The organism is Paenibacillus sp. 01T424 (genome assembly GCF_056398745.1).
Map to the genome: position 1 here is coordinate 1 of NZ_JBFTPZ010000005.1, position 15,401 is coordinate 15,401.

Annotated in this window: 15 protein-coding genes; 6 read left to right on the plus strand and 9 right to left on the minus strand. The window is 43.4% G+C overall.

Translation table 11 applies throughout. The annotated features are described in order from the left end of the window. Window positions 1–131: 131 nt before the first annotated feature. Complete coding sequence (locus AC1DPK_RS05615; protein ID WP_076265747.1) at window positions 132–458, minus strand: antibiotic biosynthesis monooxygenase; 327 nt, start codon at window positions 456–458, stop codon at window positions 132–134. Window positions 459–688: 230 nt separating this feature from the next. Here AC1DPK_RS05615 and AC1DPK_RS05620 point away from each other — a divergent pair, with 230 nt between their 5' ends. Continuing rightward, window positions 689–1,468, plus strand: a complete 780-nt coding sequence (locus AC1DPK_RS05620) for a hypothetical protein (RefSeq protein WP_477509604.1) — start codon at window positions 689–691, stop codon at window positions 1,466–1,468. 172 nt (window positions 1,469–1,640) lie between these two features. Beyond that, window positions 1,641–2,408, plus strand: a complete 768-nt coding sequence (locus AC1DPK_RS05625) for a methyltransferase domain-containing protein (protein ID WP_477509605.1) — start codon at window positions 1,641–1,643, stop codon at window positions 2,406–2,408. A 100-nt stretch (window positions 2,409–2,508) separates the two neighbouring features. On the opposite strand, the gene araA is transcribed toward AC1DPK_RS05625, so the two are convergent. Both araA and AC1DPK_RS05635 read right to left on the minus strand, forming a co-directional pair. Continuing rightward, window positions 2,509–3,999: an L-arabinose isomerase gene (gene araA / locus AC1DPK_RS05630; protein WP_477509606.1), complete on the minus strand. Its 1,491-nt coding sequence runs from the start codon at window positions 3,997–3,999 to the stop codon at window positions 2,509–2,511. Between the two features lie 308 nt (window positions 4,000–4,307). Next, a complete protein-coding gene (locus AC1DPK_RS05635; RefSeq protein ID WP_076265743.1) occupies window positions 4,308–4,493 on the minus strand; it encodes a hypothetical protein in 186 nt (61 codons plus the stop codon). Between the two features lie 241 nt (window positions 4,494–4,734). Here AC1DPK_RS05635 and AC1DPK_RS05640 point away from each other — a divergent pair, with 241 nt between their 5' ends. Together AC1DPK_RS05640 and AC1DPK_RS05645 are read left to right on the plus strand one after the other, a co-directional pair. Beyond that, window positions 4,735–5,601 (plus strand): class I SAM-dependent methyltransferase, encoded by an 867-nt coding sequence (locus tag AC1DPK_RS05640; RefSeq protein ID WP_339202809.1) that lies wholly within the window; start codon window positions 4,735–4,737, stop codon window positions 5,599–5,601. After that, on the plus strand, window positions 5,601–6,314 hold the full coding sequence (locus AC1DPK_RS05645; RefSeq protein ID WP_477509607.1) for an RluA family pseudouridine synthase: 714 nt from the start codon (window positions 5,601–5,603) through the stop codon (window positions 6,312–6,314). The genes AC1DPK_RS05640 and AC1DPK_RS05645 overlap by 1 nt, the downstream gene beginning before the upstream one ends. Window positions 6,315–6,423: 109 nt before the next feature. Here AC1DPK_RS05645 and AC1DPK_RS05650 read toward each other — a convergent pair whose 3' ends face one another. Beyond that, window positions 6,424–6,585, minus strand: a complete 162-nt coding sequence (locus tag AC1DPK_RS05650; RefSeq protein ID WP_256710754.1) for a hypothetical protein — start codon at window positions 6,583–6,585, stop codon at window positions 6,424–6,426. Here AC1DPK_RS05650 and AC1DPK_RS05655 point away from each other — a divergent pair. Next, complete coding sequence (locus AC1DPK_RS05655) at window positions 6,584–7,582, plus strand: CapA family protein (RefSeq protein ID WP_477509608.1); 999 nt, start codon at window positions 6,584–6,586, stop codon at window positions 7,580–7,582. The two genes, AC1DPK_RS05650 and AC1DPK_RS05655, sit on opposite strands and share 2 nt — an antisense overlap. 21 nt (window positions 7,583–7,603) lie before the next feature. Here AC1DPK_RS05655 and AC1DPK_RS05660 read toward each other — a convergent pair whose 3' ends face one another. Next, the gene (locus AC1DPK_RS05660) at window positions 7,604–8,008 is read right to left on the minus strand and encodes a MarR family winged helix-turn-helix transcriptional regulator (RefSeq protein WP_477509609.1); all 405 of its coding nucleotides are present in this window, start codon (window positions 8,006–8,008) and stop codon (window positions 7,604–7,606) included. 204 nt (window positions 8,009–8,212) lie between these two features. Here AC1DPK_RS05660 and AC1DPK_RS05665 point away from each other — a divergent pair, with 204 nt between their 5' ends. Then, window positions 8,213–8,380: a hypothetical protein gene (locus AC1DPK_RS05665; protein ID WP_179089723.1), complete on the plus strand. Its 168-nt coding sequence runs from the start codon at window positions 8,213–8,215 to the stop codon at window positions 8,378–8,380. On the opposite strand, the gene gyrA is transcribed toward AC1DPK_RS05665, so the two are convergent. From gyrA to purT, 4 genes are all read right to left on the minus strand, one after another. Continuing rightward, window positions 8,361–10,823, minus strand: a complete 2,463-nt coding sequence (gene gyrA, locus AC1DPK_RS05670) for a DNA gyrase subunit A (protein ID WP_477509610.1) — start codon at window positions 10,821–10,823, stop codon at window positions 8,361–8,363. The two genes, AC1DPK_RS05665 and gyrA, sit on opposite strands and share 20 nt — an antisense overlap. 12 nt (window positions 10,824–10,835) lie before the next feature. After that, window positions 10,836–12,806, minus strand: a complete 1,971-nt coding sequence (gene parE / locus AC1DPK_RS05675; protein WP_076265738.1) for a DNA topoisomerase IV subunit B — start codon at window positions 12,804–12,806, stop codon at window positions 10,836–10,838. Between the two features lie 997 nt (window positions 12,807–13,803). Then, window positions 13,804–14,091, minus strand: a complete 288-nt coding sequence (locus AC1DPK_RS05680; protein WP_477509611.1) for a YqkE family protein — start codon at window positions 14,089–14,091, stop codon at window positions 13,804–13,806. A gap of 30 nt (window positions 14,092–14,121) precedes the next feature. Then, a complete protein-coding gene (gene purT, locus AC1DPK_RS05685; protein ID WP_477509612.1) occupies window positions 14,122–15,306 on the minus strand; it encodes a formate-dependent phosphoribosylglycinamide formyltransferase in 1,185 nt (394 codons plus the stop codon). Between the last annotated feature and the right edge of the window lie 95 nt (window positions 15,307–15,401).

The window sequence follows — 15,401 nt, forward strand, 5'->3', positions numbered from 1 at the left end:
GAACAGTTATATGGCTATGGGCTTGTCATTACAATCAAACTTAATTTTGGAACCACGGTATCATTCCAGATTCCCTAAAATGAATAAATAAAAAAAGCGACATTGCCCGCCAAGGGTAAGTCGCTTTCTGTTTATTTGCCAAAAGTACCTGGTTTGATTTTTTTTACATCATACATATTTACCGATGAATCAACGATATATGAAGGACGCTGCTCATCTTTTTTGTTCCGATGGCCAGCAATATGGACGGGATCTTTCTCCCAATTTTTCCAAGCTTCATCAGACTCCCAACGGATCATAATAACAACTTCTTCCGTTTCTTTTGCTTTTCTATTCACCATAATATTAATATCGATAAGACCTTCCTTGCCGTCAATATAGCCCTCTTGCCCAAAATTGTCGACAACTTGCTGTGAATTTCCCTTTTCCACTACAATTGATCTCAATTGAATGAACACAGAAATCCCTCCTATATCATTTTAAAAACTACCATTTAACTATATCGATAACGATTCTCATTGTCAAATAAACATTGTTAAAATGTTCCTATTCAGGTGGCTTATTTTTCTCCCCTCCCCTTCTTATTTAAATAAACGACTAAAATTTTATTAATCGTCAGCAAGTAACGACTAACATGTCAAAAAAATGATAAAATAGATGATGATAATACCAAAAAGGCGGAGATTACATGGGACATCCATTCATTATTGAACCGATATCGTACATTAGCTTCGAAAACGAGGCAGAGCAAATAGAAAAATGCAAGGAATGGGGTTTGCTTTCTGAGAAGGCTGCCAAAACAAAAGTATTTTTCTATAAAGGAAACGGCGTGAATCTCGAATGCACTATTATTGGATATGTGGATAAAATGACTGCTGTCATTTCATTTGAAAATGAACAAAAGCATTGTATTCACCCTTCCTACTTAAAGGAAATGCAAGCTTCTAGTTATGGCCAGAAGACTTCCAATGCAGTTGAAGAGATTGCACCTGCACAAGAGATTGAAGCTGATAAAAATGACGTTCTGCTAGAAACATCACAAAATAATGATGCAGCAGTGATTTCGGAGACGATACCAGCGCCTGATTCAGTAGAAGAAGTACATAAAGAACCTAAAACAGCAGCAGCTCCAAAGGAAAAAACAAAAAAAGAAAAGGCGCCAAAACTGCAGCTTCCTGAAGATAAGATCAAGATGGTCGCAACAGTAAAAGAATTTACGACTGTACCTAACAATTTTTCTGACACAGATGACGAGGTTGTTATTTACAACGCAGTAGCCATTCAAGATCCTGCTATGGAGATCGGCGATGCTTGGTCCAGCCATAGTGCTACCCTCAAAAAGCTTGAGCTGGAAATCGGCGATATCCTTCATTTTGAAGGAAAAATAGTCGCTAAAAAGCTTACTAAGCACCCTGTTCCTTACAAAATCAATAACCCTGCGAAAATTCAAAAAGAAAAATCAGAATAAACCCATTCATAGTTGAGGTATACCTTGAGCTTTGCTTCTAACCTACAGGAGTAAAGCTTTTTTCTGATCGAACTTTATAACTTTAAACTATAAAGAAGATAGGAATAATATATTTTACTTATATACAATCTTTGTGTGAGAATAGGGTTACCAATAGTTAGGGGATGATATTATGCCTTCCGGCCAATTTTGGAAAACCGAATTATATGACAACAAACTGGGTTTTGTATCTGAGTACGGGAAGGAAGTTGTTGAATTATTAAGTCCTGCCCCAGGCGAGAAAATATTAGATGTAGGGTGTGGCACCGGAGATTTGGCCTATGAAATATCGAAAACGGGAGCAACAGTTGTAGGCATGGATTTTTCTGCGGAAATGATTGAAAAAGCACGAGTGAAATATCCAACCATTCTTTTTTTCACTGGAAATGGTGAACAGTTTCAGTTAGATGAATCATTTGATGCTGTATTCTCTAATGCGGCATTGCATTGGATGAAAAATGCGAAACAAGTGGTTGAAAATGTGTGGAATGTGCTAAACAGCGGCGGCAGATTTGTTGCTGAGTTTGGCGGCAAAGGAAATGTTAATCGAATAGTAAAAGCAACAACAGCTGTGCTTGATGAGGATTATGCTATTGATGCAGAAAAGTTAAATCCTTGGTTCTTTCCGAGCATTTCAGAATATAGCGCTCTACTTGAACAACAAGGCTTTCGAGTAACTTATGCCGTTCTTTTTGATCGGCCTACGAAGATGGAAGACGGTGAAGAAGGACTAAATCACTGGTTATCTGGTTTCGCAAATCATTTTTTCGCTAATGTATCGGAAGAAGATAAAAAGTTGCTATACGCTAAAATAGCCGCAAGAGTAAGAAATGATTTATTCCATGATGGTACATGGTATGTGGATTATGTGCGGATTAGAGTAAAAGCTATTAAGCCATAACTTTAAAGCCCCTATAAATAGAGAAAAAGACTGCTGCTTAACCTTGTACGGTTTTAAGCAGCAGTCTTCTCTATTAAGAAGCAATCAGATGATAGGATGTTTAACGAATACGATAGCTGAGATCGTTCCAACGAAGCTCGTTGCGAACACTGCGTACCGTTGAATGCTTATCGATTACTACGGTTTCAATGCCAACTTGATCCGCCCAGTCTACAAGCTGCTCAGTCGTTACGACATATGAGAATACGGTGTGATGAGCGCCGCCAGCGTAAATCCAGCTCTCTGCTGCATCTCGAAGCGATGGTTCTGGTTTCCACAACACACGAGCTACTGGAAGCTTCGGCATTTCATGAGTAGGCTTCACTGCATCCACTTGGTTAATGATCAAGCGGAAACGATTGCCTAGATCGATGAGTGAAGCATTAAGCGCAGCACCAGAGCGTCCATCGAATACAATCCGTGCTGGATCCGCTTTGCCGCCGATGCCAAGCGGATGAACTTCGATTTTTGGACGGCTATCCGCGATTGTAGGACATACCTCAAGCATATGTGATCCAAGTACGAGCTCGTTGCCTTCTTCTAGATGATAAGTATAGTCCTCCATAAATGAAGTACCTTTGTTATTGGCAATCAGCTTCATCATGCGAGTAAGTGCAGATGTTTTCCAGTCGCCCTCGCCGCCAAAGCCGTATCCTTGCTCCATCAAGCGCTGAACTGCAAGACCTGGAAGCTGCTTCATGCCATGCAAATCTTCAAATGACGTAGTAAATGCGGAGAAACCGCCCTCTTGTAAAAATGCTTTTAGGCCAAGCTCAATACGAGCCTGCTCGCCAATGGAAGCCCATGAAGCTGCATTGCCGCGTGTCTCGGACGAAATATCGTACTGCTCGTTGTATTCCTCAAGCAGCTGTTTTACTTCTGAATCTGAAACCTCATTCATACGAGCAACAAGATCACCAATGCCATAACCATTAATCGACCAGCCGAATTTGATTTGCGCTTCAACTTTGTCGCCTTCCGTAACCGAAACTTGACGCATATTGTCTCCGAAGCGAGCAACCTTAAGATGACGGCCTTCATTAACTGCAATTGCCGTTCCCATCCAGCTGGCAATGCGGGAACGAGTAACGCCATCCTCCCAGTGACCCGTAACGACTTTGCGCTCAAGGCCTAGTCGGGCGAAAATATGGCCGTATTCTCGGTCGCCATGTGCGGATTGATTCGTATTCATAAAGTCCATATCAATCGTTTCCCAAGGAATATCACGGTTGAATTGAGTATGAAGGTGTAGTAATGGCTTACGCAGCTCAGACAACCCATGAATCCACATTTTTGCCGGTGAGAAGGTATGCATCCAAGTGATGATGCCTGCACAGTTCACATCCGCTTTCGCTTCTAAGCAAAGCTTGTAAATTTCTTCTGGAGTTGTTACTACAGGTTTAAATACAATTTCGGATGAAATAACAGAATCATCATTCAACGCCGCAGCAATAATACGTGAATGCTGTGCAACCTCTTCTAATGTTTCTGGTCCGTACAAGTGCTGGCTGCCGGTAACAAACCAAAATTGATAGGGCTTAACTTGTAACATGGAATGGTTCCTCCTTAAGTTTTGCGAATGCAAAACAGCTTCGTAAGCATCCGCTTTAAGTTTTGCGAATGCAAAACAGCTACGTAAGCATCCGCTTCAAGTTTTGCGAATGCAAAACAGCTATGTAAGCATTCACCGAGTATTAAACGTATTTTTAGAGATAACGCCTCTTCTCAACTTGTACGGACATTAGCGCTAGTTATCACTGGTATGACGATGCACTTGTACATACAACTTGACTCACGTTTATCATACTCCGAACCATAAATGTTTTCAATATGCAGCCCCTATAAAATTTCTAAAGAAAATCAAATTTGTTCCAGTCGGTATGTATAGCCGCAAAACGAACAACGAAATAATACGCTTTTATCGCCTACTTTAATAGTAAGCCTCTCGTCGTCCTCGATTTCAATATACTCTCTGCCCTGCTCGTCCCGATCTCCCGTAGCAAACATTACTGTTTTATTCCCGCACTCGCACTCAAAACTCATCATGATATTGTTGCTCCTCTATTATTGTAGATTTACTAAATTATGCTCTTTTTTACACTGATTTTTGCTCTGTCAGCAACAGCATTTACTTATTTGCTGTAATAAACAGCCATTTTCATAACTTACGAATAAATACCAGCCTCTAAATGCGTCGGTTTCATTGCTTCATTGTGTTAGCTTCGATATAATTATCGTTGACATTATTATATTACAAAAACAAGGTCAAGGAAGGGTTACGAATAACATGTACATAGCAGATAAATGGGTAGACTACGAGGTTATAGATACAGGAGACGGAGATAAGCTCGAACGTTGGGGCAATTATACACTCCGCCGTCCAGATCCACAAATTATTTGGCCGATCACAAATGAAACAGGTCTTTGGAAAAAAGCCGATGGCCATTACCATAGAAGCAATTCCGGTGGCGGTCAATGGTCGATGAGCGAATCATTGCCTGAGCGCTGGACCATTTCTTATGGCGAACTAAACTTCCATATCAAGCCGACAAACTTCAAGCATACAGGATTATTTCCTGAGCAAGCCGTTAACTGGAGCTGGATGATGGACAAAATCCGTAATGCAGGACGTCCTATTCGTGTCTTGAATCTCTTTGCCTATTCGGGCGGTGCCACTGTTGCAGCCGCAGCAGCAGGCGCTGAGGTATGCCACGTTGACGCAGCTAAGGGTATGGTCCAATGGGCAAAAGATAACGCCCAGCTGTCTGGACTTGAGTCCGCTCCAATTCGCTATATTACGGATGACGTGTTCAAATTCGTTCAACGCGAACAACGCCGCGGCAAGCAGTATGATGCGATTATTATGGATCCACCTTCTTATGGACGTGGCACGAATGGTGAAACATGGAAGCTCGAAGAAAATTTGTTTCCATTCTTACAATCCTGTACATCGATTTTGTCTGACAATCCATTGTTCCTACTCATCAACTCCTATACAACTGGATTATCGCAATCTGTTCTGCACAACCTGCTGCATATGACAATGAATGCCAAGTATGGCGGCGAGATCAACTGTGGAGAAATCGGATTGCCGATTACGAAATCCGGCCTTAATTTGCCGTGCGGAATACTGGGACGTTGGGAGTCTAAGTAATGACGATCAAGGTTCTGTTCGAGGACAATCATGTAATAGCTGTCGTTAAGCCGCCTGGCGTCCTCTCACAAGAGGATGACACTGGCGATGCTGATATGCTTACCCTGCTTAAACAGGATATAAAGGAACGATACAACAAGCCGGGAAACGTCTTTCTCGGCCTCGTTCACCGACTTGACCGTATGGTTGGCGGTGTTATGATTTTTGCCAAAACCTCAAAAGCTGCGTCCAGATTATCCGAATCGGTTCGCAGTAGACATTTTGGCAAAACTTATGTTTGTGTTGTACAAGGTACGCCAAAACAACCTCAAGCGCGTTTAACTCATTATATTGTTAAGAACAGCAAACAAAATCAAGTAACCGTCTATAACAAACCCACGAATGAGGCTAAAGAAGCGATTTTGGATTACGAGGTAGCAGCTGTATCTGGCCGTTATTCATTGATAGCGGTGAAGCTGCATACCGGAAGGCCTCATCAAATCCGTGCACAGCTTGCTCATATCGGCTGTCCGCTCGTAGGAGACCTGAAATACGGCGCGAAACCAACAAGCGGCATATCCGAAATTGCGTTATGGTCAACCTCGGTTTCAGCCCCTCATCCTATAACAAAGGAATGGATGAGTTTTCGTTCCGTTCCAACCAGCTCTGATGTTTGGAATTGGTGGACTAGTTCGCAGCTTGAAGACGCCTCCAGTATGCTGAGCAATACGTAACAAGGAAGGACGAAATACTAATGCGCCGTAAAAGGCACCGAAAAACAAATTCTATACTATTATTACTAAGTTTACTTGGCTTACTGGTTATATTTTTAATGCCCTCCATTTACGAGAGGGCTTCTGCACCTGCCAGCTCGCTTCCTACAGCTTCAATTGACCCCACTCCTACTGAGCAAGCAGTCGTAACCCCTTCACCATCTCCTGAACCGACAGCACCACCAGAGCCTGTTTTTGCCGATGCCGTATGGATGGCCGTAGGCGACATCATGATGCATACGCCCCAGCTGCCCGGAGCTTTTGACAAGAAGACGAATCGATATAACTTCAAGCCGTTTTTTGCAGAGGTTAAACCGATTTTGAAGCAAGGAGATTGGGTTATTGCCAACCTAGAAACACCAACTGCTGGTGTTGAATATGGTTATACAGGATATCCAACGTTTAATGCGCCAACCGAACTTGTAGAAGCGATCAAGGATGCTGGATTTAACTTAATAACAAATGCCAACAATCATTCACTTGATAAAGGCGAGTCAGGTGTGCTTCGCACTCTTGAGAATTTAAAGAAGCTTGGTCTTCCAAGCAAGGGAACAGCCGCATCGCAAGAAGAAGCAGACCAAGCTGTCCTATCCGAGAAAAATGGCATCGTTATGGGATTGTTAGCTTACACCTATGGTACAAATGGCATTCCAATTCCAGAAGGCAAACCTTACCTCGTTTCGCTTATTGATGAAGAGAAAATTAAAGCAGACATCATTCGGCTGCGTGAAGCAGGTGCTGACTTTATTACCGTTTCTCTGCATTTCGGAACTGAATATCAGATTATACCGAACGAAGAACAAAAACGTCTCGCACGTTCGCTTGTCGCTGCGGGAGCTGATATTATTGCCGGTTCGCATCCCCATGTTGTCCAGCCATATGAAGTGCTCGAAACAACCGATGAGAATGGTCATGTAAAAAAGGGACTTATTATTTATTCTATGGGAAATTTTATTTCTAATCAGCGGGGCGAATCGAAGGATTACGGAGTTATTTTTAAAGTTAATGTTCGTAAAAATATGACAGAAGGCACAGTTACTATTACTGATGTTGAATCCATTCCGACATGGGTGCATCGCTACAAGCCTGATCGTTCCTTTCGATATCGCATCTTGCCAATCGAAGAAACATTAGCTGCTTCAAATGATACCTTGCTAACGCAAGCCGACTACGAGGTGCTCCAAAAAAATTACGATATGCTGCGCAATCGGCTCGATTCTATGAAATAAGCGTTGAATGGCGAAATCAGATTACGGATTTGCTACTTTACCCAACAAGTAAACCAGCAGTTGCTGGTTATGAGAGGAAATGCGGTCCAGCGATTGTTCGATCATTTGAGTCCGAATCGTTGTACCGCGCTCCGCCTCAGCTTTGCCCTTCTCCGAAACAGATACCCACACAATTCTTCGATCATGATCATCTCTAGTACGTTCAATGAGCTCATTTCTTTCCATTCGATCCAACAGTGTTGTAATTGCAGCAGGCGTAGTCGCTAAATATTGGAGCAGATCAGATGGCTTCATCGGTTGGTGCTGAAGCATCAGCTCTAATACATTCAGCTGCCCTTCTGTCAAAGGAGCAAGCGATTGTTCCAAGTTGTTTTTCCATTCACGCGAAAGCTTCGTCCATAATCGAGTAAATTCTCCAGACACCATACTCCCACACTCGCTCTCTGTCAATTTCCATCTATTTGCTATTTATTATAGCAGTCTTTATTGTCGAATAAAAGATTAACCCAATTAATAATTTGCGCTATTAATCGATATATTGTTGAACATTATGACAGCGTTAGACATACAATAAGGCGAAAGCCCAGCGCTATGTCTATTCATGCTTAAACAGTAAGGAGCGTGCACCCAGTGGAAGAAAGAAAAGCTGTAATCATTCAAAAAATTAAAAATTATGGCATTATAAAAGACCCACAATGGCTGGACCGCCCGGATGAGCTGGTACCATTGTGGGTCATGCTTGAAGCTATTTTGGAAGTCATTGAACGGTTTGATCCGCCTAATCGACCTTTTGATTAGTGTCTGTTATGGAACGTGCAAGCGTGCTCGTAATAACGTCGGTTTTCTCTACTGGGAATATGAGCTTGCCTATCGATTTGCGATCTTCAATTGGTGCTTTCTCCGATGCAGCAGAAAGCTTCGCTCCTGATGAGGTAATCGCTACGATCTCTTTGGCTGCCTTGCAATAATAAGCCCCAATCAGTGACGAACCGTTTGGACGCACTCGTTTGCCTTCTTTAAATTCGAACGTTTGAACACCCTTGCCGCCTCTGCCCTGAATTGGATAATCCAGCAGCAAAGTACGTTTGGCGTAACCGATATCGGTAATGACGAGTAATTCGCCTTCATCCTCAGCAACCCATTCCGCGGTGACAAGCTCGTCTCCATCCTTAAGCTGAATACCTCTTACGCCTGTTGCAACTCTACCCATCGAATTAACTTCGGATTCTGTAAACCGAATACTCATTCCCTGCTTAGTAATAAGCATGATTTGCTTCGAACCATCACTCAAAACAACCCGAATGACTTCGTCGCCCTCTGAAACTTTGCAGGCTGCAACCGCAGTGGATCTTGTAGTTGCGTATTCCTTAAGCTCCGTACGCTTGACTTGGCCACGTTTCGTTACGAAAACAAGTGATGCTGTAGATGCCAAAATATCTTTAATTGGAATGACGCTTACGATCGAATCATCCTTCGGAATAGGTACAACATTCACTATCGCTGTTCCGGTATCCTTCCATTTGAATTCTGGAATTTGATGGACCGGCAGCAAATAATATTGACCTTTGCGTGTAAAGAGCAGCAAATTGTCAATCGTATTGACTTCAAGCAACTCTCGTACGAAGTCACCTTCCTTGACGCCTGCGTTTTGCAGCTCGCCTCCCGATCTCGTAAACGAGAGCATGCTTGTCCGTTTTACATAACCATCCTGGCTTAATGTAACTAGAACATCCTCTGGTGTAACAAGAACTTCGAGGTTAACTTTCAGCTCTTCGATTTCACCGCGCAGAACAGAACGGCGATCAATGCCATATTTGGTTTGAATCTCAAGCAGTTCATCCCTAATAACACCAATCAGCTTCTTCTCGCTAGCCAAGATCGATTTCAAGTAAGCAATCTTCTTCATCGCTTCCTTAAGCTCTTTCTCAAGTGTCGTAATTTCCAAGTTCGTTAAGCGATAAAGCTGCAAAGTAAGGATGGCATCTGCTTGACGAGCGGAGAAATCGAACTTCGCAACCAAGTTGTCTTGTGCATCCCCGCGATTTTTGGATGCTTTGATCGTCGCTATAACTTCGTCTAATATGTTGAGCGCTTTGACAAGTCCTTCTACAACATGAGCGCGATCTTCCGCCTTCTCAAGATCATATTTCGTGCGGAAAGTTACTACTTCCTTCTGATGATCGATATACGCCGATAATATTTGTTTAAGACCAAGCTGCATCGGTGTTTTGTTCACGATTGCGACCATATTGAAGCTATAAGCTACCTGCAGATCCGTTTTCTTGAACAAATAAGCCAATATACCTTGTGCATCGGCATCCTTCTTAAACTCAATGACGATGCGCAGACCATTGCGTCCGCTCTCATCACGCACCTCCGCAATGCCTTCGACCTTTTTCTCTAGCCGAATGTTTTCCATTGCGGTAACCAACCGTGATTTAACGACCTGATATGGAATTTCAGTAATGACAAGCTGCTGCTTACCTCCGCGCATATCCTCGATAGCCGTCTTAGCACGAATGTATATGCGGCCTTTACCTGTAGCATAAGCGTCTCGAATGCCTTCTTCGCCCATAATAATGCCGCCAGTAGGGAAATCCGGACCTTTCACATAGGTCATAAGTTCTTCTTGCGTCAGCTCTGGGCTTCCCATAAGGGCGATACACGCATCAATAACCTCACGCAGGTTATGAGGCGGGATTTCCGTGGCAAAGCCGGCAGAGATGCCGCTGGTCCCGTTTACGAGCAAGTTGGGGTACCGCGACGGCAGCACAACCGGCTCCTTCGTTGTATTATCGAAATTATCCTTGAATTGTACCGTTCTTTTCTCTATGTCACGAAGCAGCTCCATCGCAATTGGCGATAGACGCGCTTCCGTATAACGCATAGCTGCTGCTGGATCATCATCCTGAGAACCCCAGTTTCCGTGTCCATCAACGAGCGGATGTCCCATTTTCCAAGGCTGTGCCATCCGAACCATACCCTCATAAATGGATGAGTCACCATGCGGATGGTAATTACCCATAACGTCACCGACTGTTTTAGCCGATTTGCGGTATTGCTTGTCCGGTGTGTTTCCTGAATCATACATCGCATATAGAATACGACGCTGCACGGGCTTCAAACCATCGCGAACGTCAGGAATGGCACGGTCCTGAATTATATACTTTGAATAGCGTCCGAAGCGGTCGCCTACCACTTCCTCCAAAAACGCCGGTAAAAACTGTTCCAGCATACTCATGCAGAAATCCCCCTATTCCTCATATTCCATAAAATCGACATTCTCAACAATCCAACGTTTACGCGGATCTACCTTATCTCCCATAAGCGTCGATACTCTGCGTTCTGCTTTGGCTGCATCCTCGATTTGTACCTGAAGAAGCGTTCTTTTCTCTGGATCCATCGTCGTTTCCCACAATTGGTCAGGATTCATCTCACCAAGCCCTTTATAACGCTGAAGCTCATAATTTTTACCGTATTCCTTCAAATAGTTTTGAAGCTGCTCATCTGTCCACGCATATCGAATCGTTTCCAGCTTGCCAGATTTACGTGTAATTTTGTAAAGCGGCGGCTGAGCGATATAAACGCGTCCCAAATCGATTAACGGTTTCATATAACGGTAGAAAAAAGTAAGAAGAAGCACTTGGATATGAGCGCCGTCTGTATCCGCATCAGTCATAATAATAATTTTATTATAGTTGCATTCCTCAGCGACAAACTCAGAACCCACACCTGCCCCTATTGCAGAAATGATGGCCTTGTACTCGTCGTTTTTCAAAATATCGATGAGCTTGGCTTTCTCCGGATTCATCGGTTTTCCCTTAAGCGGCAGCAGCGCTTGATATTTCGAGTCACGGCCCTGCTTAGCTGAACCGCCAGCTGAATCCCCTTCCACAATAAACAATTCCGTGCGAGTAATATCTTTTGACTGCGCAGGAGTTAGTTTGCCATTTAGATTAGAGCTCTCGCTCCGCTTCTTGCCGCTGCGGATTTCTTCACGCGCTTTGCGCGCTGCTTCTCTCGCTTTCGAGGCTTGAAGTGATTTTTTTAACAGCATTTGTGCGATTTGAGGGTTTTCCTCAAGAAACACCTGCATCTTCTCCGAAACAATTGCGTCAACAGCGCTTCGCGCAGATGAGCTTCCGAGCTGGTCTTTTGTTTGTCCGACAAACTCAACCTCAGACATTTTGATATTAATAACGACCATCATGCCTTCGCGCAAATCGTTGCCTTCAAGGTTTTTGTCTTTCTCCTTAAGCATCGCTGCTTTACGGGCATAGTCGTTCATGACGCGAGTATAAGCGGTTTTAAAACCGGTTTCATGCGTACCGCCGCCGCGTGTCGGAATGGAATTGACGAAGGAAGCGATCGTCTCCGTGTATCCGTCATTATATTGGAGGGCTACCTCCACCTCAATATCATCGCGCTCACTGGCAAAATGAATAACATCATGCAGTACGGTCTTTTCTTCATTCAAAAACTGAACGAATTGACGAGCGCCGCCTTCATAATGAAACACATCCTGCTTGCCGCTGCGGTCGTCTTTAATTGTTACCTTTAAACCAGAGTTTAGAAAAGCAATCTCTTGCAAACGCTCTGCCAGCGTATCATAACTTAATGTTGTGCCATTCTGGAACACGCGGCCATCCGGCTTAAAAGTAACCTTAGTGCCTGTCCGATTCGTAGTGCCAATAATCTCAAGTCCGCGTACGGGCTCACCAACATGCTCACGTCCCGCTTCATCAATCCAATATTCAAAGCGTTGTCTGTGAATTTTGCCGTCTCGGTAAATATCAACCTCAAGCCATTCTGACAAAGCATTTGTAACGGATGCGCCAACGCCGTGCAGACCGCCGGATTTCTTATATCCGCCGCCGCCAAATTTACCGCCCGCATGCAAAATCGTAAATACGACCTGCGGTGTAGGAATACCGGTCTTATGCATGCCGGTAGGAATACCACGCCCGTTATCGTGTACCGTTACTGCTCCGTTCTTGTGCAGCGTCACTTCAATGGCCGAACAAAATTTAGCCAAATGCTCATCGACTGCATTATCGACAATTTCCCAAACGAGATGATGCAATCCCGAACTGCTTGTACTTCCTATGTACATGCCCGGTCTTTTACGAACTGCTGTTAACCCTTCAAGCACCTGTATATCATCGGCCTCATAATTTCGGTCTGCGGCCGCTGTATTTGCGAAGAGATCTGTTTGCTCAGACATGAGCGTCCCCCTATCTTTAATCACGTTTCCGTATCTTCAAGCTATTTTAATTCAATTTGTCATGTTTCGTAAAGTCTCCAAAAAAAAACGATTAGTGCAATTACACGATCTTCAAGCCTTATTTTGCTAATGGTCATAAGAGATACATATAAGGATAACACACTATCCTTGCTGAACAGAACCTTCCAACGATTAGTTTGGAGGGGTTCTATAGTTTCCTGTCTTGTTTCAACAGCAGCACTACTTATTCATAACCTACAGCTCAGCGTATGTAATAATCGGAATAAGCGCAAGCATAATTAACACAATAACAAAAAAACTTTTTTTGTTCCACAAATTCTACAACTCATTTTCAATAAAACACTTAAAGTTATTCGTGTGTATCCACTGTTTGAGCGTTTCTACCAGCTTCGACCACGAAACATTGCGTTATACGCTTGTCGTACATGTAGAATTTACTGCAATGACATTAGCTTAATCCTTTGAAAATAAAATGGAATGCACATACATCGCTTTAATAACTGTTGTTAGCATGTTTTGCAGAATCATTAGATTTATGTATGCGTGGTAACAATTTGTATTAAAAAAGGCGATTGTGAGGCACAGCCTTGCCTATTTAATCGATTAGGATTGACTTTAATGCTCAACCTTCGTAATATGGTTTACGATTCAAATTCACACCCAAAATCATATTCGAGGTAGCAGAATGAATACGAATGAACGCATTGATTGTTTGAAATGCAAACATTATTTTATTACATGGGAGCCAAGTGCACCTAAAGGCTGTAGAGCTTTTGGATTTAAAACAAGCGTACTGCCGAGCATAATGGTTTTTCGCTCATCTGGCAAACCCTGCATGCATTTTGAAACAAAAGAAAATCATAAAAAATAAGATTATATCAAAAGTTTTGAAATTAGTGTATTTAGGATATTCCGAACAAAAAAAGCACCCTAAGGTGCTTTTTTGAGAACAATGCGAACTGCGACTTTCTTCCTATTACTTATGCTTCGACCAGTTAGGGTCGCTATTCTCAAGCAAATAAGAAAAATCGTTTTCCAAACGCTTTTGCTCCTGCTTCTTCTTTTCTTCTTCCTGTTTGCGAAGCTCTTCTTTACGTGATGCTTCAGCCTGCTTCATATCATCCGCTTGTGCTTTTAGCTTGCCAAGCACCTCATTGCTTAATAAATCCTTGAGCGTCAAGCCGTTTTCCGACTCATTTTTTGGAGCATTTTTTGATGATGATCTAGGAGTTGAAGACGTTATTTTTTTCTGTTTTTTACCCATTGCTGCTGCACCTGCCTTAAAATAAACTTTCTATTCGTTAGTATACGATACGTAAAGAGCTTCTGCAGCTTTACGAGCTAAATCTCGTGCTTGTTCTACATCAGGAGCAGTGCTCAGCGCAACGGCCATTCTTCGTCCAACCTTCGTTTCTGGTTTTCCAAAAACGCGAACCTGTGTATTAGGAACCGACAAAGCTTCTTCAATACCGCCAATGCGGAAATCGGAAGATTCACGGTCTGCTTTCAACGTATGTGATGCACCATGTGACAGCAACCGAATAGTTGGAATTGGAAATCCTAAAATAGCTCTTACATGCAGGGCAAACTCTGAAAGATCCTGAGTCGCCATCGTTACCATGCCTGTATCATGTGGACGCGGCGATACTTCACTAAACAAGACGCCATCCTTTGTAATGAATAGCTCCACACCGTAAATACCAAAACCGCCCAGCTCATCGGTGATGCGTTGCGCTATGGACTCTGCTTGAGCAATTTGGGCCTCAGTCATATGATGCGGCTGCCAGGACTCGATGTAATCGCCATCCTTCTGCACATGTCCAATTGGCGGACAATAGCTTGTACCCGAAACCGATCGTACAGTAAGCAATGTAATTTCAGATTCAAATGTTACAAAGCCCTCCACGATAACACGCTGCTTCTTGGCACGTCCACCTTCCATCGCATAGCTCCAGCATGCTTCAAGCTCCGCTTCAGATCGGCAAACGCTTTGTCCTTTGCCTGAGGAGCTCATAATTGGTTTGATGACACATGGGAAACCAAGCGTTTCGGCCGCAAGAGCAAGCTCTTCAAACGTGTCTGCAAATCGATATGGCGCGGTAGGCAGCTCCAATGTCTCAGCAGCTAAACGGCGAATGCCTTCGCGGTCCATCGTCAACCAAGCCGCGCGTGCTGTAGGAATAACGCGATGTCCTTCCTTCTCAAGCTCAAGCAGCGTTTCTGTAGCTATTGCTTCGATTTCCGGAACAATATAGTCAGGCTGCTCCTTCTCAATAATACGGCGAAGCTCTGCCCCATCCAGCATATCTGTTGTATAACTGCGATGTGCAACCTGCATAGCTGGTGCTTGATCATAGCGATCTACTGCAATGGTCTCGATGCCAAGCCGCTGAGCCTCAAATACAACCTCTTTACCAAGCTCACCAGAGCCTAGCAGGAGCAACTTGCGAGCATTCGTTGTTAAGGGTGATCCATACATAAAGAAAAAGAACCTCCTGGAAGCAAATCGAATCGTCAGCTCTGTCCTAAAGGCAGAGACTAGCGTTTCGGTTCGTTTTTTCTTCCATTGTGGAG